Annotated in this window: 21 protein-coding genes; 10 read left to right on the top strand and 11 right to left on the bottom strand. The window is 51.5% G+C overall.

The window, feature by feature from the left end:
* The first annotated feature begins 110 nt into the window (after nt 1-110).
* The 9 genes from nagE (at nt 111) to purF (ending at nt 14,442) form a co-directional block, all read left to right on the top strand.
* Nucleotides 111-1,601 carry an N-acetylglucosamine-specific PTS transporter subunit IIBC gene (gene nagE, locus ACF8PK_RS18525; protein ID WP_014205536.1) on the top strand — a complete coding sequence of 497 codons (1,491 nt, stop codon included), beginning with the start codon at nt 111-113 and terminating at the stop codon, nt 1,599-1,601.
* A gap of 243 nt (nt 1,602-1,844) precedes the next feature.
* Nucleotides 1,845-3,515 carry a glutamine--tRNA ligase gene (gene glnS / locus ACF8PK_RS18520; RefSeq protein WP_055467027.1) on the top strand — a complete coding sequence of 557 codons (1,671 nt, stop codon included), beginning with the start codon at nt 1,845-1,847 and terminating at the stop codon, nt 3,513-3,515.
* A gap of 237 nt (nt 3,516-3,752) precedes the next feature.
* Complete coding sequence (locus ACF8PK_RS18515; RefSeq protein WP_392442955.1) at nt 3,753-8,429, top strand: FimV/HubP family polar landmark protein; 4,677 nt, start codon at nt 3,753-3,755, stop codon at nt 8,427-8,429.
* A gap of 125 nt (nt 8,430-8,554) precedes the next feature.
* On the top strand, nt 8,555-9,349 hold the full coding sequence (gene truA / locus ACF8PK_RS18510) for a tRNA pseudouridine(38-40) synthase TruA (protein WP_004726663.1): 795 nt from the start codon (nt 8,555-8,557) through the stop codon (nt 9,347-9,349).
* Nucleotides 9,350-9,525: 176 nt separating this feature from the next.
* The gene (gene accD / locus ACF8PK_RS18505) at nt 9,526-10,452 is read left to right on the top strand and encodes an acetyl-CoA carboxylase, carboxyltransferase subunit beta (RefSeq protein ID WP_004726662.1); all 927 of its coding nucleotides are present in this window, start codon (nt 9,526-9,528) and stop codon (nt 10,450-10,452) included.
* A 44-nt stretch (nt 10,453-10,496) separates the two neighbouring features.
* Nucleotides 10,497-11,765: a bifunctional tetrahydrofolate synthase/dihydrofolate synthase gene (folC, locus tag ACF8PK_RS18500; protein WP_392442952.1), complete on the top strand. Its 1,269-nt coding sequence runs from the start codon at nt 10,497-10,499 to the stop codon at nt 11,763-11,765.
* A gap of 16 nt (nt 11,766-11,781) precedes the next feature.
* Nucleotides 11,782-12,339 (top strand): SPOR domain-containing protein, encoded by a 558-nt coding sequence (locus ACF8PK_RS18495; protein WP_014205533.1) that lies wholly within the window; start codon nt 11,782-11,784, stop codon nt 12,337-12,339.
* Nucleotides 12,340-12,401: 62 nt separating this feature from the next.
* Nucleotides 12,402-12,893, top strand: a complete 492-nt coding sequence (locus ACF8PK_RS18490; protein WP_004726659.1) for a CvpA family protein — start codon at nt 12,402-12,404, stop codon at nt 12,891-12,893.
* A gap of 34 nt (nt 12,894-12,927) precedes the next feature.
* Complete coding sequence (gene purF / locus ACF8PK_RS18485) at nt 12,928-14,442, top strand: amidophosphoribosyltransferase (RefSeq protein ID WP_014205532.1); 1,515 nt, start codon at nt 12,928-12,930, stop codon at nt 14,440-14,442.
* A gap of 84 nt (nt 14,443-14,526) precedes the next feature.
* On the opposite strand, the gene ACF8PK_RS18480 is transcribed toward purF, so the two are convergent.
* Together ACF8PK_RS18480 and rnt are read right to left on the bottom strand one after the other, a co-directional pair.
* Nucleotides 14,527-15,852, bottom strand: coding sequence for a Na+/H+ antiporter family protein (locus ACF8PK_RS18480; RefSeq protein WP_038151368.1), 1,326 nt, complete (start codon nt 15,850-15,852; stop codon nt 14,527-14,529).
* A 21-nt stretch (nt 15,853-15,873) separates the two neighbouring features.
* Nucleotides 15,874-16,533, bottom strand: coding sequence for a ribonuclease T (gene rnt / locus ACF8PK_RS18475; protein WP_004726656.1), 660 nt, complete (start codon nt 16,531-16,533; stop codon nt 15,874-15,876).
* Between the two features lie 345 nt (nt 16,534-16,878).
* Between rnt and ACF8PK_RS18470 the strand changes: the two genes are divergently transcribed.
* Nucleotides 16,879-17,763: a flagellar protein MotY gene (locus tag ACF8PK_RS18470; RefSeq protein ID WP_004726655.1), complete on the top strand. Its 885-nt coding sequence runs from the start codon at nt 16,879-16,881 to the stop codon at nt 17,761-17,763.
* Between the two features lie 42 nt (nt 17,764-17,805).
* On the opposite strand, the gene ACF8PK_RS18465 is transcribed toward ACF8PK_RS18470, so the two are convergent.
* The 9 genes from ACF8PK_RS18465 to rsxA all read right to left on the bottom strand — a co-directional run bounded on the left by ACF8PK_RS18465 (nt 17,806) and on the right by rsxA (nt 25,693).
* Complete coding sequence (locus ACF8PK_RS18465; protein ID WP_004726654.1) at nt 17,806-18,243, bottom strand: DUF2753 domain-containing protein; 438 nt, start codon at nt 18,241-18,243, stop codon at nt 17,806-17,808.
* Nucleotides 18,244-18,374: 131 nt separating this feature from the next.
* Nucleotides 18,375-18,791, bottom strand: coding sequence for a lactoylglutathione lyase (gene gloA, locus ACF8PK_RS18460; protein ID WP_143679270.1), 417 nt, complete (start codon nt 18,789-18,791; stop codon nt 18,375-18,377).
* A gap of 9 nt (nt 18,792-18,800) precedes the next feature.
* Complete coding sequence (gene nth / locus ACF8PK_RS18455) at nt 18,801-19,442, bottom strand: endonuclease III (protein WP_004726652.1); 642 nt, start codon at nt 19,440-19,442, stop codon at nt 18,801-18,803.
* Nucleotides 19,443-19,501: 59 nt separating this feature from the next.
* Nucleotides 19,502-20,194 (bottom strand): electron transport complex subunit E, encoded by a 693-nt coding sequence (locus tag ACF8PK_RS18450; RefSeq protein WP_004726651.1) that lies wholly within the window; start codon nt 20,192-20,194, stop codon nt 19,502-19,504.
* Nucleotides 20,187-20,825 (bottom strand): electron transport complex subunit RsxG, encoded by a 639-nt coding sequence (rsxG, locus tag ACF8PK_RS18445; protein ID WP_004726650.1) that lies wholly within the window; start codon nt 20,823-20,825, stop codon nt 20,187-20,189. The genes ACF8PK_RS18450 and rsxG overlap by 8 nt, the downstream gene beginning before the upstream one ends.
* Nucleotides 20,826-20,833: 8 nt before the next feature.
* Entirely contained in the window at nt 20,834-21,880 is a 1,047-nt protein-coding gene (gene rsxD / locus ACF8PK_RS18440) for an electron transport complex subunit RsxD (RefSeq protein ID WP_004726649.1), read from the bottom strand.
* The gene (gene rsxC, locus ACF8PK_RS18435; protein ID WP_392442946.1) at nt 21,880-24,504 is read right to left on the bottom strand and encodes an electron transport complex subunit RsxC; all 2,625 of its coding nucleotides are present in this window, start codon (nt 24,502-24,504) and stop codon (nt 21,880-21,882) included. The genes rsxD and rsxC overlap by 1 nt, the downstream gene beginning before the upstream one ends.
* 8 nt (nt 24,505-24,512) lie before the next feature.
* Nucleotides 24,513-25,112, bottom strand: a complete 600-nt coding sequence (rsxB, locus tag ACF8PK_RS18430; protein WP_275724020.1) for an electron transport complex subunit RsxB — start codon at nt 25,110-25,112, stop codon at nt 24,513-24,515.
* Nucleotides 25,112-25,693: an electron transport complex subunit RsxA gene (gene rsxA / locus ACF8PK_RS18425; RefSeq protein WP_004726646.1), complete on the bottom strand. Its 582-nt coding sequence runs from the start codon at nt 25,691-25,693 to the stop codon at nt 25,112-25,114. The genes rsxB and rsxA overlap by 1 nt, the downstream gene beginning before the upstream one ends.
* Nucleotides 25,694-25,739: the final 46 nt, after the last annotated feature.

The following is a 25,739-nucleotide window of genomic DNA, read 5'->3' as shown; positions in this document are numbered from 1 at the left end:
TTTTAATTTGCGGAGCAAAATTAATATCATAAACTGAGCCTGACTAAATTGAGCGACTAAAATAAGTCGTCCAGTCCAATAATACCAAAATCCTATAGGGGGAACTTAAGGTGAATATTCTTGGATATTTTCAAAAAGTAGGTAAGGCCCTGATGGTGCCTGTTGCTACTTTGCCTGCCGCGGCCATTCTTATGGGTGTCGGCTACTGGATTGACCCGAATGGTTGGGGTGCAAACTCTGCATTAGCAGGCTTCCTGATTAAAGCGGGTGCAGCAATTATCGACAACATGTCATGGTTGTTTGCAGTGGGTGTCGCGTACGGTATGTCGAAAGACAAAGACGGCGCAGCGGCACTGGCTGGTCTCGTATGTATGTATGTTGTGACAACGCTACTGTCACCTGGCGCGGTTGCTCAGATTCAAGGTATCGCCGCCTCTGAAGTTCCAGCAGCATTTAGCAAAATTCAAAACCAGTTTGTTGGTATCCTTGTCGGTATCATCTCTGCTGAAATTTACAACCGTTACTCTGCCGTCGAACTGCACAAAGCGTTGGCGTTCTTCTCGGGTAAACGTTTGGTTCCGATTTTGACATCATTCGTCGGTATCGTGCTGTCTTTTGTACTGATGTACATCTGGCCAGCAATCTACGGTGGTCTGGTGCACTTTGGTGAATCAATTCAAGGCATGGGCGCAACCGGTGCAGGTATCTACGCATTCTTTAACCGCCTATTGATTCCTGTTGGCCTACACCACGCACTGAACTCAGTATTCTGGTTCGACGTTGCGGGCATTAACGATATTCCGAACTTCCTCGGTGGTGCTAAATCTATCGCAGAAGGTACTGGTATTGTCGGTGTGACGGGGATGTACCAAGCGGGCTTCTTCCCAATCATGATGTTTGGTCTGCCAGGCGCTGCGCTAGCGATGTACCACACATCAACAGCGAAGAACAAAGAGAAAGTTGCTGGTATCATGATCGCTGCTGCATTCGCTGCGTTCTTTACCGGTGTGACTGAACCGCTAGAATTCTCATTCATGTTCCTAGCACCAATGCTTTACGTTCTGCACGCATTGCTGACTGGTATCTCTGTATTCATCGCTGCATCAATGCACTGGATTGCAGGTTTCGGTTTCTCAGCTGGTCTTGTGGATATGGTACTGTCATCACGTAACCCACTGGCGGTGAACTGGTACATGCTGATTGTTCAAGGTCTGGTGTTCTTTACGCTGTACTACGTGATTTTCCGTACCGTTATCGTGAAATTCGGTCTGAAAACACCGGGTCGTGAAGATGATGAAGAAACAACGTCTGCGACAAAAGGTTCTACTGAGTCGTCTGAACTGGCTAAACAATACCTGCAAGTTCTGGGTGGTCACGACAACCTGTCTAACATCGACGCGTGTATCACTCGTCTTCGTCTGACCGTGAAAGACATGTCTATCATCGATGAGAAAGAGCTGAAAGCGCTGGGCGCAATGGGTGTTGTGAAACTGGGTTCAAACAACCTTCAAGTTATCCTTGGCCCACTAGCCGAAATCATCGCTGGGCAAATGAAGAACATTCGCACTGAAGAGCACGTGACAGAAGCAAAACAGTCATAAGCCGCTTTAAACGCGAGTCCTTACCAAAGCCTTCGCCTAGTGCGAAGGCTTTTTCGTCTGATCGGTTTGGCGATATATCCGCCGTACACCAGAAATAATCACAAGAAAACGGCAGTTTTTATTGTGAATTCGTTCAGAATTGTGGATCATGGCCGACAATAATTTCTGCTCTGCCGGGCTTTTGTAGCTTTTAAATGCAGAAAAACTTTTCTGACAATACTAAATAAACTTGAGGTGCTATAGATGAGTGAAGCTGAGGCTCGTCCATCGAACTTCATTCGCCAAATCATTGATAAAGATTTAGCGGATGGTAAACACACTAGCGTGCATACTCGTTTCCCACCAGAACCCAACGGTTATCTGCATATCGGGCACGCGAAGTCGATCTGTTTGAACTTTGGTATTGCTCAGGACTATCAGGGTCAGTGTAACTTACGTTTTGACGACACAAACCCAGAAAAAGAAGATCTCGAATACGTTGAGTCGATTAAGAAAGATGTGAACTGGTTAGGCTTCGAATGGTCTGGCGACGTATGTTACTCATCTGATTACTTCGACAAGCTTTATGAATATGCGGTGGAACTGATCAATAAAGGCTTAGCGTACGTTGAAGAGCTAAGTCCTGAGCAGATCCGCGAATACCGTGGTACGTTGACTGAGCCGGGCAAACACAGCCCGTACCGTGATCGTAGCGTAGAAGAGAACTTGGCGCTGTTTGAAAAAATGCGTGCTGGTGAGTTCAAAGAAGGCACTGCGTGCTTGCGCGCGAAGATCGACATGGCATCGTCGTTCATTGTGTTGCGCGATCCTGTGCTATACCGCGTGCGTTTTGCTGAGCACCATCAAACGGGTGACAAGTGGTGCATTTACCCAATGTACGACTTCACGCACTGCATTTCAGATGCGCTGGAAGGCATTACACACTCACTGTGTACACTGGAATTCCAAGACAACCGCCGTCTGTACGACTGGGTTCTGGACAACATCACCATTGCGTGTCACCCACGTCAGTACGAATTCAGTCGCCTGAATCTTGAATACACCGTGATGTCTAAGCGTAAGCTGAACCAACTGGTGACTGAAAAATTGGTAGAAGGCTGGGACGACCCACGCATGCCAACCATTTCGGGCCTGCGTCGCCGCGGCTTTACACCCGGTTCTATCCGCGAATTCTGCAAACGCATCGGTGTCACCAAGCAAGATAACTTGATCGAATTTGGTGTGCTGGAATCTTGTATTCGCGACGATTTGAACGAAAACGCACCGCGTGCGATGGCCGTTCTGGATCCTGTGAAAGTTGTGATCGAAAACTTTGCGGCAGACAGCGTGGAGCTGTTGAACGTGGCAAATCATCCGAACAAACCAGAAATGGGCGAACGCGAAGTGCCATTTACGCGTGAGCTATGGATTGAACGTGAAGACTTCCGTGAAGAAGGCAACAAAAAGTATAAGCGTCTTGTTTTGGGTAAAGAAGTGCGTCTGCGTGGCGCGTACGTGATCAAAGCCGAGCGCATCGAAAAAGATGAGCAAGGCAATATCACCACCATTTACTGTACTTACGATGCGGACACACTGGGCAAGAACCCTGCCGATGGCCGTAAAGTCAAAGGCGTGATTCACTGGGTTTCAGCAGACAAAGGCGTGCCTGCGGAATTCCGTTTGTACGATCGTCTGTTCACTGTGCCAAACCCAGCGGCGGCGGAAAATTTCGCTGCAACCATCAACCCAGATTCGCTGGTGAAGCTCAACGGCTTTATCGAACCAAGTTTGGTGTCTGCTGAGGCTGAATTTGGTTACCAGTTCGAGCGCATGGGCTACTTCTGTGCCGACGGTAAAGATTCTAAGCCTGAATCATTGGTATTCAACCGCACGGTTGGCCTACGTGATACTTGGGCAAAAATCGAAGCTGAATAAGCGTTTCGCCTTGTCGAACGAAGAAATAGAGCCAGCATTCAGCTGGCTTTATTTTTATCAATGATACCCAATGACATGAGCGGACTTGCGTTAGGTGGCAAATTTTGTGTGAGATTCCTGCGATTATTGTGGTCGAGACACATTTTTTGCCTTATAGCCTATAGTTTTGCTCATCTGATCCGATATATTTAACAGATCATCGTATTCCTTTAGATAAAGCATTCAGCTGAGCCTTTTATGCGTCAATTTTTCAAGCGATTGCTGTTGCCTCTGGCAGTGGCCGCCGTGTCTCAGACTTCTATCGTTCATGCAGAGGGCATTCGCCTTATCGGCCCTGGCGGAGAAGTACAATCATCACCGCAGTTTAGCAGTGAGGTTGTACGCAACACGCCAACCCCTTCTGTCAATAGCGAGCCTTCCACATTCTTCGGTCCGACAACCGAGCAAGATACCTTATGGTCGATTGCAACGCGCCTTAAGCCTTCCGCGAATGTCTCTGTTCAACAAACCTTGCTTGCCATTTATCGCCTGAATCCGCAGGCTTTTGAAAACCAAAATATTCACAGTTTGATGCCGGGTAGTACGCTGCGGGTGCCGTCACTGGCACAAGTGAGCCGTGTCTCTACTCAAGAAGCGGTGAATGTCATGGCAGCGCATCAAGCGCGCCTCAATCAAACCCCAGTCACAACCCCAAGTCAGCCCGCGAAGCCACAACCTGTTGTTGAGGTGAAAAAGCCAGCACCAAGCGTGGTCGAAGAAGCCGCTCCGCCCGCGCCTGTGGTTGTGCCAGTTCAAGCGGATGTGGCCAAAGTTGAGAAACAACTGACAGCATCCGATACCGAACTGGACGCGTTGGAAGAGAAAAACCACCGTTTGCGCCTGATGGTTGCGCAGATGCAGTCTGAAGTCGATAGCCTCAAGCACGAACTGGGTGATGAGAATCGTATTCGCTCAGAAGTTGAAAAGCTGCTGCAAGAAGAGCGCGTGAAACGCGAAGAAGCAGCGAAAATGGCGCCGGCTGACGATTGGCTATCCAACGGTTGGATGGTCGGATTGTTAGCGCTGATCCCGGGATTACTCATTGGTGCGCTGGTCTTGATGTTGCTCAACCGTCGTTCCAAAGCGTCTGATGCGCAGCAAGCTGAATCACAAACCCAGACGGCCACGCCAGAAACCACCGTGGCACCGATCACGGTGGGTGAGCCAGAAATTGATGGTCTGGACGATGAATTGCTGCTCGACGATGACTTGTTTGGCGATAGCGATGACAGTGAGAAACTGTTCAGCGATGAAATGGACAGTAAGGATGAAGCCGACATCTTCGCCGACTTGGACGAAAGCGATCTCGATTTCAACCTCGAAGGGGAAGATGGTCAAGATCCGTTTGCTGGCATTGATGACGACGGCGATCTCGATACTGACTTTGGCAGCAATAGTGGCATCAGCGTCAGCGGCGATGAAAAAGCGCTGGGTCTGGAAGAGATGGAACGCGCGTTGGACGAAGCAACGCATGACTCTGACGATGATGACGAAACGGCGTTTGATCTGTCTGATGATGGTGACATGTCGCAGGAAGAGATCGAGTCCCTGCTTGCTAGTGATGGTGAAGCGGAAGATCTGGAATCCGAGGCCATCGATCAATCCATGCTAGACGAGCTATTAGGCGGTTTGGATGACGACGAGACGGATGATCTCGACTTTGATACGTTGTTGGACGACAACCTCGATGAGTTGATGTCAAACACGGGAGAACAGGCAGCATCTGACGTTAAAATGACGTCCGACGAAGATCTTGAAAACCTGTTTAACTCGATTGAATCTCAAGCCGATTTGGACCAGCTTGAAGCGCAAGCCGACAATGACGAAGAAACCGCCTTGTTGGATGAATTGCTAGATGACGACGACGTGTCGTTTGACAGCGACAGCACGGATTTGCTCGATGAGTTACTTTCTGAAGCGGACGAGGACAGCATTCATCTGGATGACGACTTCGATGCGGAAAGTGACAAGTTCCTCAATGAGCTGTTGGAGGAATCTGCAACCACAGACGAGGACGCGTTTGATCACGACAGTGCGACCTTGCTGGATGAATGGGTTGAGCAAGAAAATCAACCGAGTGATACGGTGACCGACGAAGACGAGGTCGAGGCTTCATCGCTGGATGATGGGACTGGATTCCTTGACGAGTTGCTGGAGATCGAGCAACAAGCGCAGGAGCCTGCCGAAGAATTTAATAGTGCGAACTTTAAAGATGATCTGCTGAGTTCGGCGCCAGAACACGATCCTTTACTGGATGAGTTTAAACTCGATGACGATGATGCGTTGTCGTTTGACGACGATGAATTTGACTTTAATCCCGAAATCGAAGGTTTAGACACGACGCCAGAGCCAGAGCCGCAAAGCGAGCCCGACGTGACGTCGCAGCCGGAAGACAAGTCGACTGAAGTCGCCAATGAATTTGGCGTGCCTCAAGATGACGATTGGTTGCTCGACGACGCAATGGAACAGCCTGCCGAAAGCGAATTGCCTCCAGCATCCATGGCGGACGATGCGCCGCTTTCCTCAGCTGATTTTATGGCGGAACTGGATGAGACTCAGGAGCCGGTATCTCAGGATCGCGTTCAAGACACTGCGGGTGAACTGCCAGTGCCAGAAGAGAACGCCATCGATGACATGATCGCTGAAGCGCAGCTTGAATCGGAACCGTTAGCGGATGTTGAGGCGAGTGAAGACGCACTGGCGGCGGAATTCTTAGACGCTGAGGCCGAAGAAGCATTTGGGTTCAACGATATTGAACAGCCAAAAGAAACCGACGCAGCTGCTTTTGCTGACGCGATGGCCGAAGCCGAATTACCGGCTGAAACGGATGTGAGCGATGACGCACTGGCTGCTGAATTTTTAGATGCAGAGGCAGAAGATGAGTTTGGCTTCGATGACGCGGTGCTGCCGGAGTACAACGAAGCGAACGCGTTAGCCGATGCCATCGCTGAACCGGATGTGACGGGCAAGCCTGAAGCGCCGGAGCAAGACAATGCTGTTGAGCCGCAAGTTGCCGCTGATGACGAGTTTGAGTTCGATGATGTCGAGTTGCCGGAGTACAGCGAAGCTGATGCACTCGCGGATGCCATGGCCGAGCCTGATGTGTCGGGTGAACTCGAAGCGCCAGTTCAAGACGATTCAGAGATTGAACCACCACAAGCAGAAGCTGACGACGAGTTTGAGTTCGATGATCTCGAGCTGCCGGAGTACAGCGAATCGGACGCCTTAGCTGATGCGATTGCGGAACCGAATGTATCGGGTGAACCGGAAGCATTTGTTCAAGACGATGCAGAGATTGAGCCGCCACAAGCTAAAGCTGACGACGAGTTTGATTTCGATGATGTCGAATTGCCGGAGTACAGCGAAGCGGACGCCTTAGCCGATGCGATTGCTGAACCGGATATATTGGGTGAACTGGCAGAACCAGTTCAAGACGATGCAGAGATTGAGTCGCCACAAGCAGAAGCTGACGACGAGTTTGAGTTCGATGATCTCGAGCTACCGGAGTACAGCGAAGCGGACGCCTTAGCTGATGCGATTGCTGAACCGGATGTATCGGGAGAACCGGCAGAACCAGTTCAAGACGACGCAGTCATTGAGTCACCACAAGCTGAAGCTGACGACGAGTTTGAGTTCGATGATGTCGAGCTGCCGGAGTACAGCGAATCGGACGCCTTAGCTGATGCGATTGCGGAACCGGATGTATCGGGTGAACCGGAAGCATTCGTTCAAGACGATTCAGAGATTGAGTCGCCACAAGCTGAAACTGACGACGAGTTTGAGTTCGATGATCTCGAGCAGCCGGAGTACAACGAAGCGGACGCTCTAGCTGATGCCATTGCTGAACCGAATGTGTCGGGTGAACCGGAAGCATTCGTTCAAGACGATGCAGAGATTGAGTCGCCACAAGCTGAAGCTGACGACGAGTTTGAGTTTGATGATCTTGAGCTGCCGGAATACAGCGAAGCGGACGCCTTAGCCGATGCGATTGCGGAACCGGAGGCATCGGATGAACTCGAAGCGCCAGTTCAAGACGATGCAGAGATTGAGCCGCCACAAGCACAAGCTGACGACGAGTTTGAGTTCGATGATCTCGAGCTGCCGGAGTACAACGAAGCGGACGCCTTAGCTGATGCCATCGCCGAACCGGAGGTGTCAGAAGCCTCAACGGCTTCGTCGCAAGCGGACGAAGTGAGTGAAGCGATTGAGCCGAAAGCAGAGCAGGGCATTGATTTTGAATCGATGGCGCATCAAGAATTTGATGAGCAAGCCCTCGACTCACTGCTGAATGACAATGAATCCGCTGATGGATTCGCCTTTGACCAACCGATGGACGCGAAAACCATTGATAGCGCAGGCATGGACATTGATGCCATGTTGCAAATGGGTGGCGAAGATTGGAACGGCTTCAGTTTGACGCCGGATCAACAAGCGATCATTCCCGATGAAGTGCCGGAAGATGAGCAAGCGGTATGGCAACAGGACATTCAAAATCAGCAGCCGGAAGTGGAAACAGAAAATTGGGGAACGCAGGAAGATATCGCTGATTTCGATCCGACACAGAACCAGTTTATGACCATTGACGAGCTGATGGCGCAAGTGGAACGTGACGATCCGGCGTTTAACCCTGATGATGAAGCGTTGAAGCTGGATGTGGGGCTTAATGAGTTTCCTGATGTGATCGGTGATATCTCGGATGTGGACGTGGATAACAACTCCGAAGCCGCAGGCAAGTTGGATCTGGCCAAAATCTATATGGAAATGAACGATGAGAAAGGTGCGGTTAAGTTGCTGGAAGAAGCCATCGTGGATGGCAGCGACGACATTCGTCAACAAGCAAAACGCTTGATTGATGTGATTAACGGACGCGCATAAGCACATCGTGGTAACAAGAAGAGGTAACTGGGTTACCTCTTTTTTACCCCATTAGAAATTAACCCCGTTAGGGTTTATACTGCCCGACCCATTTTCAACGCCTTCGTTTTTAAGAGAAAGAGAACATGAGAATCGCTCTGGGTATCGAGTATGACGGCACTCAATATTATGGCTGGCAGCGCCAACGCGAAGTCAATAGTGTCCAGGAAGAACTGGAAAAAGCCTTGTCGGTTATCGCAAATCATCCGGTTGAAGTCCAATGTGCTGGTCGCACTGATGCGGGTGTGCACGGCACCGGACAAGTGGTTCATTTTGACACGACGGCAACGCGTAAAATGATCGCGTGGACAATGGGTGCCAATGCCAATTTGCCGAAAAATATTGCGGTGCGCTGGGCAAAAGAAGTGCCGGATGAGTTTCATGCTCGCTTTAGTGCCACGGCGCGCCGGTATCGCTACGTGATATACAATCACATGTTCCGTCCGGGAATTCTGGCAACCGGTGTCAGCCATTATCACGGTGAGCTTGATGTGGCACGCATGCATCAAGCGGGTCAATTCTTGCTGGGTGAGAATGACTTCACGTCATTTCGTGCCGTGCATTGTCAGTCACGTAGTCCTTGGCGTAACATAATGCACTTAAATGTAACTCGCCACGAGCGCTACGTTGTGATTGATATTAAAGCGAATGCGTTTGTCCACCATATGGTGCGTAATATTACCGGCAGTTTAATTGCCGTGGGTCGTGGTGAGCAGGAGCCCGAGTGGATTCAGTGGCTGCTGGAAGCCAAAGACCGCAAACTGGCGGGGGCGACAGCCAAGGCGGAAGGCTTATATCTGGTTGATGTGGACTACCCAGCAGTGTTTGATTTACCCAAAGCGCCGCTTGGTCCGCTATTCTTACCTGAGAATTTGAACTAATTGGCAGTAATCGGTTCAAAAATGAACAATATTGTGCGTGGGATGCCCGTACAAGAAATAGGTACAACCAGTTTTTTGTCCACAGTTGGCATTTTCTATGCTTTAATCCACACGCGTTAATGTCGAATTAGAATCTGTCGCAATACAGCGGCAGATGAGAGAGTAAAAGGTCTTGCATGAGCTGGCTTGAGAAGATTTTAGAAAAAAGCAACATCGGAAGTTCACGTAAAGCGTCTATCCCTGAAGGGGTTTGGACCAAATGTACATCGTGTGAACAGGTGCTTTATTACGCTGAACTAGAGCGCAATCTTGAAGTTTGTCCGAAGTGTAATCATCACATGCGTATGAAGGCGCGCCGTCGTCTTGAAACGTTCTTGGACGAAGCAAACCGTTACGAAATCGCGGACGAACTCGAACCGCAAGATAAACTGAAATTTAAAGACTCCAAACGTTACAAAGAGCGTCTTGCGACTGCGCAGAAGAGCAGTGGCGAAAAAGATGCGCTGATTGTGATGAAAGGCGAGTTGATGACGATTCCAGTCGTGGCGTGTGCGTTTGAATTCTCGTTCATGGGCGGTTCAATGGGGTCGGTTGTCGGTGCGCGTTTCGTGCGTGCAGTTGAAGCGGCGATTGAAGCGAACTGTGGTCTGGTCTGTTTCTCTGCCAGTGGTGGCGCACGTATGCAAGAAGCGCTGATGTCGCTGATGCAGATGGCCAAAACCAGTGCAGCGCTCGAGCGTCTGACGGCGAAAGGTCTCCCGTTTATCTCCGTGATGACAGACCCAACCATGGGTGGGGTGTCTGCGAGTCTGGCAATGCTGGGCGACATCAACATCGGTGAGCCGAAAGCACTGATCGGTTTCGCGGGTCGTCGCGTGATCGAGCAGACCGTGCGCGAAGAGCTGCCGGAAGGTTTCCAACGCAGCGAATTCCTGCTGGAGCACGGTGCGATTGATATGATCGTTGACCGTCGTGAAATGCGTCAGCGTGTGGCTGGCCTGCTGGCGAAAATGACACGTCAGGAGTCGCCGCTGGTGGTTTCTGTGAACGATGCGCCAAATGAAGCCGCATATTCTGTACCAGAAGCGAACAAAAAAGGGTAAAGTAGGCTCTAACTAAACCAAGCAAAATAATGGTTCTACGTTAGATGAGTCAAAACCCAATTCCTCAAGCCACATCGCCTCTTTCGGTGTGGCTTGATTATTTAACCCATATTCATTCCTCTGCCATCGACCTCGGTCTTGATCGCGTTCAAGCGGTCGCTCAAAAAGCCAACCTAACCAAACCCGCACCGACCGTGATTACGGTAGCCGGCACCAATGGTAAAGGCTCCACTTGCGCGCTCATGGAAGCCATTCTGCTCGAAGCAGGCTATTCGGTGGGTGTGTACAGTTCGCCTCATCTGATTCGCTACAATGAGCGAGTACGTATCAACGGCCAAGATGTACCGGATGAGCAACACACGCAAGCGTTTGATTTTGTCGAGCAGCAACGTGGCGATATCACACTGAGTCTCTTTGAGTTTGGCACCTTAGCGGCCCTGCGCATTTTCCAAACCGAGCAGGTCGATGTGGTGCTGCTGGAAGTCGGCCTTGGCGGTCGTCTCGATGCAACCAACGTGGTTGATCACGATGTTTCTGTGATTACCAGCTTAGCCATAGATCACGTCGACTGGTTGGGCAGTGACATCAATGTCATTGGCTTTGAGAAAGCCGGTATCTATCGTTCGGGGAAACCGGCTATCTGTGGTCAACCGAAACCGCCAGCCACTGTGGCAGCGCATGCCGATGACATCGGCGCGGAATTCCATCAAGTCGGTATTCAATTTACGTATGACAAAGTGAGCGAGACGCGCTGGCAATGGCGCAGCGGCTCGTTTGAACTGACGGATCTGCCGTTGCCCACCTTGCCGCTGCCAAACGCAGCGACGGCCTTGATGGCGCTGGGCTGCTCTGGGCTTGAAATCAGTGATGTCAATATTGTTGACGGGCTGAAAAAAGCGACGCTGGCAGGACGTATGCAGAAAATCAGCGATGCGCCCACCATTTTACTGGATGTTGCCCACAACCCACATTCGGCCGAATACCTGGTGTCTCAGCTCAAGCTGCGTTTCCCCGGCCAAAGCGTGCATTTGGTGGTCGGCATGTTGCATGACAAAGACGTGAAGTCGACCCTTGCGATTTTGAAGCCCGTGGTCAAACAATGGTATCCCGCCTCCTTGAGTGGCCCGCGTGCCGCCAGCGCCGAGGAGTTGTGCCAATACCTTGAGGTGTCGCAAACGCGCTACGCCAATCCGGTTGCGGCATTTGAAGCGGCGTTGACACAAGCGCAAGCGGACGATGTCATAGTCGTGGCCGGCTCTTTCCACACGGTGGGTGAAGTGTTGGAGCATTGGCAAAACAGCAATCCGTCTTAAATCCTAGGGAGTATCAATGGCGAGTAAATTTCAAAGCCGTTTGGTTGGTACCATCATTCTTGTTGCCATCGGGGTCATCGTGCTACCGGATGTGCTGGATGGTAAAAAACTACACTACAAAGAAGACATGGCCAGTATTCCGATCAAGCCTGAGCTTGAGAGCGAAGTGGAAAAATTTGAAGTGTTGGACCCGGTGGAAGATCAAGTCGCCTTGCCGGATTCGCCGGTGACTGCGGTGGATACCGCGCCAGCGAATCCTGCGTCGTCAACGACACCACAACCGAGCAAACCGCTGGCGACGGCGGTGCGAAATGTCCCTGAGAAAAATGATTATCAGGACAGCGCGTGGATTATTCAGCTCATGGCACTGAAAAATTCTGAGAATGCGAAGAATGTGGTGGCCGATCTGCAAAAGCGGGGCTATCAGGCTCATACCAAACAAGAAAATGGTTTTACTCGAGTGATTATCGGTCCGGACGTTTCGAAAAGTAAGCTGGAAAAACAGTTACTGGAATTAGAGAAAATTACCGGCGCGAAAGGTCAATTGCTCAAATTTAAACCACTAAACCCTTAAGAAAACGTTTGCGTCGCGTATTTTTCTGTTAAAATGCGCGCCAACTTAGAATGTAAGAACTCATGAATTGGTTAGATATTGTCATTTTAAGTGTGATTGGTTTGTCTGCACTGATCAGTCTGGTTCGTGGCTTTGCGAAAGAAGCCTTGTCCTTAGTGATATGGTTTGGAGCGTTTTACATCGCTTCGGAATACTACGCCAAGCTGGCGGTATACTTTACTAACATTAAGGATGACATGTTTCGCAACGGAACGGCGATTGCCGCACTGTTTGTCGCAACATTGATTGTGGGCGCGATCGTGAACTACGTGATTTCGCAGTTGGTGCAGAAAACCGGGCTATCAGGTACAGACAGAATTCTCGGCGTCGTCTTTGGCGCACTGCGTGGGGTTCTGATTGTGGCAGCGGCCTTATTTTTTATGGATGCGTTTACCGCATTCCCAAGCTCTGAGTGGTGGAAGAGTTCGCAATTGGTACCGGAATTTAGCCGAATCATTGCGCCATTCTTCGAGCACTTACAAGCAACATCAAGTTTTCTGTCTGGCGCGATTTAAGCGCCAGCTATTGTCGCAAATCGAGGATTAGGACATGTGTGGTATTGTTGGAATCGTGGGTACAACGCCTGTAAACCAGTCAATTTATGACGCGTTAACGGTATTGCAGCATCGTGGCCAAGATGCCGCTGGTATTTGTACCATAGAAAGCAATCGTTTCCGTCTGCGTAAAGCGAACGGTTTAGTGAAGGATGTCTTTGAAGCGAAACACATGCAGCGCCTTCAGGGCTCCGTCGGGATCGGACACGTTCGTTACCCAACCGCAGGCAGCTCAAGCGCCTCAGAAGCTCAACCTTTCTACGTCAACTCGCCATTTGGTATCACCCTCGCTCACAACGGCAACCTCACCAATGCCAACGAAGTTCGCCAGAAACTGTTTGAAAAAGACCGTCGCCACGTCAACACGACTTCTGACTCAGAAGTGCTGCTGAACGTCTTGGCGCACGAGATTGACACCGTGAAAGGCAACGTGACAGCAGAAGACGTCTTCCGCGCGGTGGCCAATGTACACCGTGCGATTCGTGGTGCTTACGCGGTGACTGCGATGATCATCGGCCACGGCATGATTGCATTTCGCGACCCACACGGTATTCGCCCGCTCTGCCTAGGTAAACGTGAAATCAACGGCCGTACGGAGTACATGGTTGCTTCTGAATCGGTAGCACTCGATGCCGTTGGTTTTGATTTCATGCGTGATGTTGCGCCGGGTGAAGCCGTGTATGCGACGTTTGACGGTGAACTGTTTACCAAGCAGTGTGCGGACCACCCCGTGCTGAATCCATGTATTTTTGAATTCGTTTACTTCGCGCGTCCTGATTCGTTCATTGACAAAATTTCCGTGTATAGCGCACGTGTTGAAATGGGTAAGAAGCTCGGCGATCGCATCAAAGCCAACTTCCCGGAACTCGACATCGATGTAGTGATTCCAATTCCAGAAACATCATGCGATATCGCGCTGCAAATCGCTCAGGCGCTGGATAAGCCCTACCGCCAAGGTTACGTGAAAAACCGTTACGTGGGTCGTACATTTATCATGCCGGGCCAACAACAGCGTAAGAAATCAGTGCGTCGTAAACTCAACACCATTCGTTCAGAGTTTAAAGACAAAAACGTTCTGCTGGTGGATGACTCGATTGTTCGCGGCACAACCTCAGAGCAGATCATTGAGATGGCGCGTGATGCCGGTGCGAAGAAAGTGTACATGGTGTCTGCGGCGCCTGAGATTCGCTTCCCGAACGTTTACGGCATCGACATGCCAAGTGCAAACGAACTGATTGCTCACGGCCGTGACAACGAAGCCATCTGTAAACAAATCGGTGCGGATGCACTGATCTTCCAAACGCTAGATGATTTGGTTGACGCTGTGCGCGCAGGCAATCAGGACATCGCCAAGTTTGAAACTTCGGTGTTTAACGGCGAGTACGTGACGGGCGACATCGATCAGCAATATCTGGACTTCCTCGAGTCAATGCGCAGCGATGACGCGAAGACGGAACGTGAAATTCAGCAAGAGCTGGCTAACCTCGAATTGCACAACGAAGGCGCGTAATTCGTTGTCTGCTTAACATTCGTTTTGAACATGAAAAAGGCTTCCCGAGGGAAGCCTTTTTTGTATCTCATGGTTCGCTGGAAACTACAGCACCATGGCGGCCAACCAGCCAAATGCGATTAATGGCAAGTTGTAGTGAATAAAGGTCGGAACCACGGTTTCCCATATGTGCTCGTGTTGCCCGTCGGCATTCAAGCCCGACGTTGGACCGAGGGTGGAATCCGATGCTGGCGAGCCCGCATCACCGAGTGCAGCGGCGGTACCAACCAAGGCGATGGTCGCCATCGGTGAGAAGCCAAATGCCAGACACAGCGGGACGTAAATAGTCGCGATAATTGGAATGGTCGAGAATGACGAACCAATCCCCATGGTCACCAACAGGCCAACAACCAGCATCAGCAGCGCCGCCAGTGGCTTGTTATCCCCAATGCTGGTGGACAGAGACGACACCAAGGTTTCCACGCCGCCAGTCTGTTTCATGACTGCGGCAAACCCTGCGGCTGAAATCATGATGAAGCCGATCATCGCCATCATGTGTACGCCTTTGGTAAAGACGTCGTGTGTTTCTTTCCAAGCAATCACGCCACCAAACGTAAATACCATGAAACCCGCCAGCGCGCCGATGATCATCGAGCCGGTGGTCAACTGCACGGCCAGTGCCGCCAAAATACCTAGGCCAGCAACGAGGATGTGCTTCTTGTTGATCGCCGTGGTTGATTCATTGACGACGGTCAACTCGGTTTCTTTGTATACGCGTGGTTTGCGGTAAGAGAAAAAGACCGCCACGAGCAGGCCAAATACCATGCCCAAGCCCGGCAGCAGCATCGCCATCGGGACTTGGCTCGCGGTGACGCTTTCTAAGCCATTGTCACGTAGGTTTTTCAGCAAAATGTTGTTTAAGAAAATGCCGCCGAAACCCACGGGTAACACCATGTATGGGGTGATCAAACCAAAGGTCAGTACACACGCGATCATACGACGGTCAATGCCCAGACGAGCAAACACGCTCAGCAGTGGCGGGATCAGAATCGGAATGAAGGCAATGTGGACCGGAATAATGTTTTGGGAAGACATCGCCATCAGCAGCAAAGCCACGATCACAACGTATTTCATTCCGGTTGAGGCTGCCGCACTGTGTCGGCCATGAATGCGTTTGATGACGCTTTGAGCCAGCAAATCGGTGACACCCGATTTCGAGATGGCCACAGCAAAAGTACCTAGCATTGCGTAGCTTAGTGCGATGGTGGCGCCACCACCTAAACCACTTTCAAATGCGGCAACGGTGTCGTTAAGGCTCATACCAGCAACCAGACCCCCAACGATGGCACTAAACGTCAGTGCAACGACGACGTTTACGCGCATCAGGGCTAGGACCAGCATGACACAGACAGAAATGACTACAGGGTTCATATACTTCTCGGTCAGTTGTGTTTACTTATTATTAAGGTTATGGTCGTCGGCCAATGGCCAGCCGCCAAGAGCTTTCCATTGATTGACGATGCCGCAGAACAGCTCTGCGGTTTGCTGAGTATCGTAAAGTGCAGAATGGGCTTCACGATTGTCGAACGCCATCCCTGCTGCTTTGCAGGCTTTAGCCAGTACGGTCTGACCATAAGCAAGGCCGCTCAAAGTTGCGGTATCAAAAGTAGCAAATGGATGGAAAGGGACTCGTTTGAGTTTACAACGTTCGCTGGCGGCCATCACAAACCCATGGTCGAACGCTGCGTTGTGCGCCACAATAATGGCACGGCTGCAATCGGCGGCTTTCTGTTCTTTACGAACTTGTTTATAGATCTCTTTCAGGGCGTGTTCTTCGCTGACGGCGCCGCGTAGCGGGCTGAAAGGGTCATAAATGCCGTTGAATTCCAGCGCCGCTTTTTCAAGGTTGGCGCCTTCAAAAGGTTCGACATGAAAGTGAATTGTCGAAGCAGGGTGTAAATCGCCGTTTTCATCCATGGCCAATGTCACTGCGCAAATCTCAAGCAGAGCATCAGTTTGAGGGTTGAATCCTGCGGTTTCTACATCGATTACGACTGGAAAATAGCCGCGAAAGCGCTTTTTCAGAGTCAGAGCTTCATTAATGTCTGTCATGTGATCCCTAGCTTATGTGATAGGGGCAGCATTATTGCAGATTCTCATCGTGAGCAAAACCAAATAGGTGGATTAAAGCGCAATTAAATTTGTGCTTTGGCGGGTGATATTCAAGCCGATTCATTCATATTTCGTGCGGATTTATGCGTTGAATGAGAAAAGGCGGGAAACGCAGGGGGCACGTCTCTGATTTGACAGAAAATCAGCGTACTATCGAGTGGAAATGCACGAAGTATGCCTCGATGGATGTCGCCTTGGCGAGGTTTTTGCATCTTCGAGTTAGAAATCAATAAGGCGGCAAAATATCGTCATTGCCGCTGAACGCGTGAAGAGAAGTAAATCCTTATGAATAAATGGGTTGTAAGCAGTTTTGTTGTACTGAGTGCCTGTTCCTCATTTGCCGCTTCGGCACTGGAAAAGCGCTACGTGGCAACACCACAACAGTCAAGTTGGCAAATGGCGACCAATACGCCGCTCGAATGCCGACTGGTGCATCCCATTCCAAATTATGGTGAGGCGGTGTTTACCTCGCACGCCAGCAAAAAAATTAACCTCGATTTCGAACTCAAAATGCGTCGCCCGATGGGGGAAACCCGCAATGTGAGTTTGGTGTCGATGCCGCCTGTATGGCGACCGGGTGAAAGCGCCGATCGAATCACCAACATCCAGTTCTTTAAACAGTTTGATGGTTATGTCGGTGGTCAAACGGCGTGGGCCTTGCTGAGTGAGTTGGAGCAAGGGCGTTACCCGACGTTCAGTTATCAGGATTGGCAAAGCCGTGATCAGCGTATTGAAGTGGCGCTGTCTGCGGTGCTGTTTCAGCCGCAATACAATGCGTTCAGCGATTGTGTGGCGAGCCTGCTGCCCTACAGCTTTGAAGATATTTCATTCACCATTTTACATTACGATCGCGGCGACAGCGTGGAGCTCAACAAAGCATCACAAAAACGTTTAGCGCAGATTGCTGAATACATTCGTTATAACCCAGATATCGATTTGGTTTTGGTATCAACCTATACCGATTCGACGGATGGCAGAAATGAGAGTCAGAGTCTATCTGACAAACGTGCAGAGTCATTGCAGAAGTATTTTGAATCGCTCGGATTGCCGTCTGATCGCATTCAAGTGCAAGGGTATGGCAAGCGCCGCCCGATTGCCGACAACGCATCGCCTATCGGTAAAGACAAGAACCGCCGCGTGGTGATTTCGCTCGGTCGCACACAAGTCTAAACCGTGTGGTACATCCCCCGAGAATCGGGGGATGACGCTGCCTTAGTGCAAGCGAAACTTGGCAATCAAGTTGCAGGTCGAGGCGGAGTCGATGTCTTTCACCAGCCTGGCCAGCTCAGGATTCGGGTGACGCTTCATAAATTCAACCAGCGCTTTCTTGCAGCAGCCAAGTGAATCCACAAACGCTTCACAGCTCGGGTTACCACATTGCGGGATCAACGTCAGGATACGTTCCGACGCCAGTTCGAGGTATTTTAACTCGTATTGGTCATCGCCGATCGTGCGCCAGAATCCGGCCATGTTATGGCACGAAATCACCGAGATCATCAGTCGGTCTTCCAGCTCAATCTCTTCTGCCACGCCAATGCGATCGCTCAGTGTCAGGGCTTGTTGGTAATGGAGAATGCTACGCAGATGATCCGCTTGTTGCATCGCGATATCTGCTAGTAAGGTGTGTTTTTCCCACTCTTTGATGGTCATCGGTCAATCCTCATGCGCCTGAATAGGTTTAATTTAAATGATAATTATTATCATGTAAACCATGTGAATTGCGGGGAAATACAACAAAACCGCCAGAGCGGCGGTTTTGAAAGGCGTGCGCGTAGGGAGAATTAACCCTCTAGGCCCGCGTTGGCTTGTTTGTTTTGGATCAGCTCAACCATGTAACCGTCAGGATCTTTTACAAACGCGATGTGTGTCGAACCGCCTTTGACTGGGCCCGGTTCACGAGTCACATTACCACCGGCGGCTTTGATGGCGTCGCAAGTGGCGTAAATGTCGTCTGCACCGATGGCGATATGGCCATACGCATTGCCGAGGTCGTAGCTTTCAACGCCCCAGTTATACGTCAGCTCGATCACGGCTGCTTCAGATTCGTCACCGTAGCCCAAAAATGCCAGTGTGTATTTGTATTCGGCATTTTCGTTTTGACGTAGCAATTTCATGCCCATCACTTGTGTGTAGAACGCGATCGAACGGTCAAGGTCGCCAACGCGCAGCATGGTATGAAGAATACGATTGTTTGACATAATGGACTCCTAGCTTTCCGGGTAAACTTTCTCTTTAAATTCGCACAGGTCTTCAATAATGCAGCTGCCACAACGAGGCTTACGTGCCACGCAGGTATAACGGCCATGCAGAATTAACCAGTGATGGACATCGAGTTTGAACTCTTTCGGAACCACTTTCAGCAGCTTCGCTTCCACTTCATCGACGTTTTTGCCGACCGCAAACTTGGTGCGATTGGACACGCGAAAAATATGTGTATCAACGGCAATGGTTGGCCAGCCAAAGGCGGTGTTGAGCACCACGTTGGCGGTTTTGCGTCCCACACCGGGCAGGGCTTCTAGCGCTTCGCGGTTCTCCGGCACTTCGCCTTGGTGTTGGTCGAGCAGAATGCGGCAGGTTTTGATGACGTTCTCTGCTTTGGAGTTAAACAAACCGATGGTTTTGATGTATTCCTTGACGCCATCAACGCCCAAATCCCACATCGCTTGGGGGGTGTTGGCGACGGCATAGAGTTTGTCGGTGGCTTTATTGACGCTGACATCGGTGGCCTGCGCTGACAGCAACACCGCAATCAGCAGTTCAAACGGTGTGTTCCAGTTGAGCTCGGTCTGCGGATGGGGATTGTTTTCCCTTAATCGCTGCAGTATTTCGACACGCTTGCTGTTATTCATGGTGATTCATTACTTCCTTGAAACCGCAGCCGCAGGGGACGCTGCGGCTGTTGGCTTTTTTATACGTTGGTCACGCGCACCCGTTCGATCGCGGGCTTTTCTTGTTTTGGCTGGCGAGATGCCAGCTGTTTATCAATGATGTTTTTGGCGGCAATCAAAAAGCCGACACCGATGAAGGCGCCTGGTGGTAGCAGTGCCAGCAGGAAGCTGTTATCAAAGTGAAAAATTTCGATTCGCAACACTTTCGCCCAATCTCCGAGAAGCAAATCTGCGCCGTCAAACAGGGTACCATTACCGATCACTTCACGGAGTGATCCTAAAACGACCAACACGGAAGTCATGCCAAGGCCCATCCAGAAGCCATCTTGCGCAGAGGGCAGGACGTCGTTTTTCGACGCATACGCTTCAGCACGGCCAATGATGATGCAGTTGGTCACAATCAGTGGAATGAAGATACCCAGGGACAAGTACAAACCGTAGGCGTAAGCGTTCATCAACAATTGTACGCAGGTCACCAGTGCCGCAATGATCATCACAAAGACTGGAATACGCACCTCTTTGGGGACGTAGTCGCGCACCAGAGAAACGGTCACGTTGGAGCTGACCAAAACCAGCAGGGTCGCGATTCCTAAACCGAGTGCGTTGGTCACGGTAGAGGAGACGGCGAGCAGCGGACACAAGCCCAACAGCTGTACCAACGCCGGGTTGTTATTCCACATGCCATTTTTAATCAGCGTTTTATGATCACTCATTGTGTTCACCTCCGCAGTTTAATGGTTGCTTGAAGATGTCGTCACGGTGCTGGTTCACGTACTGCGTGGTCTGCTTCACAGCTTTCACCACGGCACGCGGGGTGATCGTCGCCCCAGTGAATTGGTCGAATTGGCCGCCGTCTTTGCGTACACGCCATTGACCTTCATTATCTTCTGTCACTTGTTTGCCAGTAAAACCAAGAATCCAGTTGGTAATTCGCAAGTCGATTTTGTCACCCAACCCCGGTGTTTCCTGATGCGCGAGCACGCGCGTTCCCGTAATCGTGCCGTCGTTGCGAATCCCGACGATGATCTTAATCGCGCCGTTGTAGCCATCCGGTGCGATGGATTCAATGGCTAATACGTTGGGTTCACCGCCCAGCGTGCCGAGATACACTGGCATGGGTTTGTTGCTGCCGAGCAGCGGATCACTCACCAGTGTACACGTTTGAGACAGGGCATTGTCATGCAGCTTCGGCGGGACGACCTGATTGAGCACCGACAATAGCTGTTTATTTTCTTGCACTTTGATCTGACTTTCGGTCAGGTAGTGCGTGAGCGCAACCACGCCGGTGGACGCACAGGCAAACACAGCAAGGACCAGACCGTTTTTTCGAATAGCGGCTAACATAATGCTCCTTAGTGTCCGTAAGTACGAGGTTTGGTGTAGTAGTCGATCAGTGGAACGCACATGTTCGCGAGCAGCACCGCAAACGCGACGCCATCAGGGAAGCCGCCCCAACTGCGAATAATAAACACCATGGCACCAATAAATGCGCCGTAAATCAGGCGTCCTTTGGTGGTGGTCGATGCGGTGACCGGGTCGGTGGCAATGAAGAATGCGCCTAACATGGTTGCGCCTGACAACAGGTGCATGAGTGGCGAAGCGGTGGTGCCGGGCGCAAACAACGCCATGAGCAGGCTGGTCACCACCAAGCCGCCCAAAAATGCGGCAGGAATGTGCCAGTTGATCACGCGCAGTTTAACCAGAATTAGACCACCGACTAAATACGCCAAGTTCACCCATTCCCAACCTAGACCGGCAATGCCGCTAAATTGTGGTTTCGCCATGGCTTCAGACATCGTGTGTCCGGCACGTAGTGACGTTTTAATCGAATCCAATGGCGTTGCCATGGTCATGCCATCGATGCCAGTCCGAATTTGTTGCAAGGACAAACCATCAACATTAAACCCAGTGAAGATCAGTGAAAATGAGTCCACCAATGAAATGGGCTCCGGTGCCAATTCCGACGGCGCAATCCAGCTGGTCATCTGCACTGGGAAGGAGATCAGCAACACCACATAAGCAATCATCGCTGGGTTAAACGGGTTTTGTCCCAAACCGCCGTAGAGGTGTTTGGCGATTAAAATTGCAAAAATCAACCCAATCACCACGACCCACCACGGTGAAAGCGGTGGAATCGCGACAGCCAATAGCCAGGCCGTCACAATCGCGCTGTAATCACGCAGCGCAAAACGCACCGGTCGGCGGCGCAAGAGCATGACGCCTGCTTCGAACGCCATGGCGACCACAATCGCCAAGAGTAATTGAATCAAGGTACCAAAACCAAAGAAATAACTTTGGGCCAACAGACCGGGCAGGGCGCAGATTGCGACCCATTTCATCATATCGGCAGTACTGCGTTTCGTCCGCGCATGTGGGGAGCTGGCAATGAAAAACGCCACTAGTCGTTCTCCTCAACGTTATTTGGGGTTTGATTCTCGGCTTGCTGCGCGGCTTTGCGCGCTTTGGCACGAGCAATGGCGGCAGCCACGGCGGCTTTCTTTGGATCGCCAGTAGGTTCTTCAGCCGCTGGCGCTTCAACGGGCGCGTTGTCAACCTCAGGCTTGTCGCTGGTCTCTTGCTGGGCAGCTTTGCGCGCTTTGGCGCGAGCAATGGCAGCGGCCACGGCGGCTTTCTTTGGATCGCCGGTAGGTTCTTCAACCGCTGGCGCTTCAGCGGGCGCGTTGTCAACCTCAGGCTTGTCGTTGGCCTCTTGCTGCGCGGCTTTGCGCGCTTTGGCGCGAGCAATGGCAGCGGCTACGGCGGCTTTCTTTGGATCGCCGGTAGGTTCTTCAACCGCTGGCGCTTCAACGGGCGCGTTGTCAACCGCAGGCGTCTCATTGGTCTCTTGCTGCGCGGCTTTGCGCGCTTTGGCGCGAGCAATGGCGGCGGCTACGGCGGCTTTCTTTGGATCGCCGGTAGGTTCTTCAGTCGCTGGCGCTTCAACGGGCGCGTTGTCAACCGCAGGCTTGTCGCTGGTCTTTTGCTGGGCAGCTTTGCGCGCTTTGGCGCGAGCAATGGCAGCGGCCACGGCGGCTTTCTTTGGATCGCCGGTAGGTTCGTCAGTCGCTGGGTCTTGCGTCACCGAAGTCTCACTGGACTCAGGCTGCGCAGCTTTACGCGCTTTGGCGCGAGCAATGGCAGCGGCCACGGCAGCTTTCTTTGGATCGTCCGCAGGTTCGTGAGTCGCTGGGTCTTGCGTCACCGGCGTCTCATTGGACTCAGGCTGCGCGGCTTTACGCGCTTTGGCGCGAGCAATCGCAGCGGCTACGGCAGCTTTTTTCTCGTCGCCCGAGCTTGCCACATCACCGGTGTCGGCTTTTTCTGCTTTCCGTTCGCGCGCCTGACGTTTGCGTTCTGCACGCAGCTTCGCCATGTCGCTATTGTCGGGTTCAGTTGCGCCAGCCTTCGCCGCTTCAGCCTGTTTGGCTTTGGCTTTGGCAATCGCTGCGGCTACCGCAGGTTTGACGGGTGCATCGCTGGTTTCGTTTTGTGCTTTTTGCGCTTTGACGCGGGCGATGGCGGCGGCAATTGCGTCTTCGCCACCACTTTGTTGCATCTCTTTGCGGCGATCGTCTGCGGCTTTCTTAAAGCGGTTTTCACGTTCGGCTTTTTCACGTTCCATGCGCGCTTTTTTCTCTTCAAAGCGCAGTTTGGCCCGTTCAGCGGCTTCCGCTTCCCATTGACGGTTTTTGATTTCTGCTTTGGATTGACGGTAGTACTGAACCAGTGGAATTTCACTTGGACACACGTAAGCGCAAGCGCCACACTCAATGCAATCTTTGAGGTTGAGCTCTTCGCACTTGTCATATTCTTCGGCCTTTGAATGCCAGTACAACTGCTGCGGCAGCAGAGACGCCGGACAAGCGTCCGCGCATTGGCCACAGCGAATGCAGGCCATCTCGTAATCGTGCTGCGGAATTTCGTTGCGGCTTGGCGCCAGAATGCAGTTGGCAATCTTCACGATCGGCACGTTGGCGTGGGGCAGCGTAAAGCCCATCATCGAACCGCCAAGGATCAAACGCGGTAACTTTTTGTCCGCTTGATAACCAAATTCATCGAGCAGCGATTGCACGGGCGTGCCGAGGCGAACCCAAACGTTCCGTGGTTGAGTGAAGGTCTTTCCTGTCAGCGTCACCACGCGGCGAATCAACGGTTCACCGTCGACCACAGCACGTTTGATGGCCTGAATGGAGCCGACGTTTTGCACGATGACCCCAATGTCGGCGGAGTGCTTACCGGCGGGTACTTCCAGATCGGTCAGCAGTTTAATCAGTTGTTTCGCACCGCCGGACGGATACTTGGTCGGAATGGCGCGAATCACAATGTCTTTGCCTTCCGCGGCCAGTTGCAATGCTCGAATGGCTTCCGGTTTGTTGTCCTCAACGCCAATGACGGTCAGCTTCGGTTGCAGAATATGTTCGACAATCCCGATGCCATCGATAATCTCTTGCGCGTGTTCGCGCATCAGCGCGTCATCGGCGGTAATGTACGGTTCACACTCTGCGGCGTTGACGATAAAAATCTCAACGCGGGAGAGGCCAGACTGAATCTTCTTTGCCGTGGGGAAACCCGCTCCGCCGAGGCCCGCGATCCCCGCATTGCGGATGATGTCGATCAGCTCTTCGGGTTGGGTTTGGGTGTAGTCGGCAACCGGATGGCGTTCACACCATTGGTCTTTGCCATCTGGGGTGATCACCACGCACAGCTCGCTTAACCCTGAAGGATGCGCGACGGTGCGAGGTTCAATCGCGCTGACGACGCCAGACGTGGGCGCATGCACCGGCAGCATGGATGTGGTTGAGAATGAGGTCAGGGGCTGACCTTTCAGTACGTTGTCGCCGACCTGCACCAACAAATCACCCGATTTACCGATGTGTTGTTTCAGTGGCAGTACATACTCATGCGCTAAGCGGGCTTCGACGAGCGGCGTTTGAGTCGACTGAACTTTATTTTCCGGCGGATGAATGCCTCCCGGGAAGTCCCAGAGATAGCCGGTTCGAATTTTATCGATTAATGACAACATACCAGTCCTTAACTCGCACTCTTCTGAGAATTCTCGGCATTGGCCGATGAAGAATGGGTAACATCAACAACAGGAATCGCGTTCATTTGCCACTTCCAGGTATCCGTCGTGGTTTTTACGGGAATCATTTCAATACAGTCGGTCGGGCACGGTGCCACACACAAATCGCAACCGGTACATTCATCCTTAATGACGGTATGCAGTGCTTTGTTGCCGCCGACAATGGCGTCGACCGGACAGGCCTGAATACATTTGGTGCAGCCGATGCACATGTCTTCATGAATAAAGGCCACGGTTTTGACGTTGTCGTCCAGATCGTGCGCCGATTCTTGAACCTCAACGCCCATCAAATCCGCCAGTTTTTCGATGGTCGCTTGGCCACCGGGCGGACATTTGTTGATGGCGTCGCCATTGGCAATCGCTTCGGCGTATGGGCGACAACCTGGGTAACCACACTGACCGCATTGGGTTTGTGGCAAAATGGAATCAATTTGATCGACGATGGGATCCGCTTCCACTTTAAAGCGAATGGACGCGAAACCGAGTATGGCACCAAAGACGGCAGCCAGTGCAGCCAACACGAGGACGGCGATTAAAATCGTACTCATTACAGTTTCACCAGACCGGTAAAGCCCATAAAGGCCAGCGACATCAGACCTGCGGTGATCATCGCAATCGAAGCACCTTTGAACGGCGCAGGCACATCGGCAACGTGAATGCGTTCACGCATCGATGCGAAGAGAATCAGAACCAGAGAGAAGCCCACGGCGGCGCCGAAACCATAGATGATCGACTGAATAAAGTTGTGGTTTTCGTTGATGTTCAGCAGCGCCACACCCAACACGGCACAGTTGGTGGTGATGAGGGGCAAGAAGATACCGAGTAAGCGATACAGCGTTGGGCTGGTTTTGTGTACCACCATTTCGGTGAATTGAACGACCACTGCGATCACGAGGATGAAACTCATGGTACGCAAGTATTCAATGCCGAGAGGGCGAAGGATATAGCTTTCAACCAGATACGCGCACACAGACGCGAGCGTTAGAACGAAAGTCGTTGCTAACCCCATGCCAATTGCAGTTTCCAGCTTCTTTGAGACGCCCATGAAAGGACACAAGCCCAGAAACTTTACCAGTACAAAGTTGTTGACTAGCACGGTGCCGACCAACAACAAAAGATATTCGGTCATAGTTATTACGTTCTTAAAATCCGATCCCGATATTATCGTGTTTTGT

This window comes from Vibrio sp. CJQ_6, from assembly GCF_043106745.1.
Lineage (GTDB): Bacteria > Pseudomonadota > Gammaproteobacteria > Enterobacterales > Vibrionaceae > Vibrio > Vibrio furnissii.
This window is presented reverse-complemented; position numbering and strand designations above follow the sequence as displayed.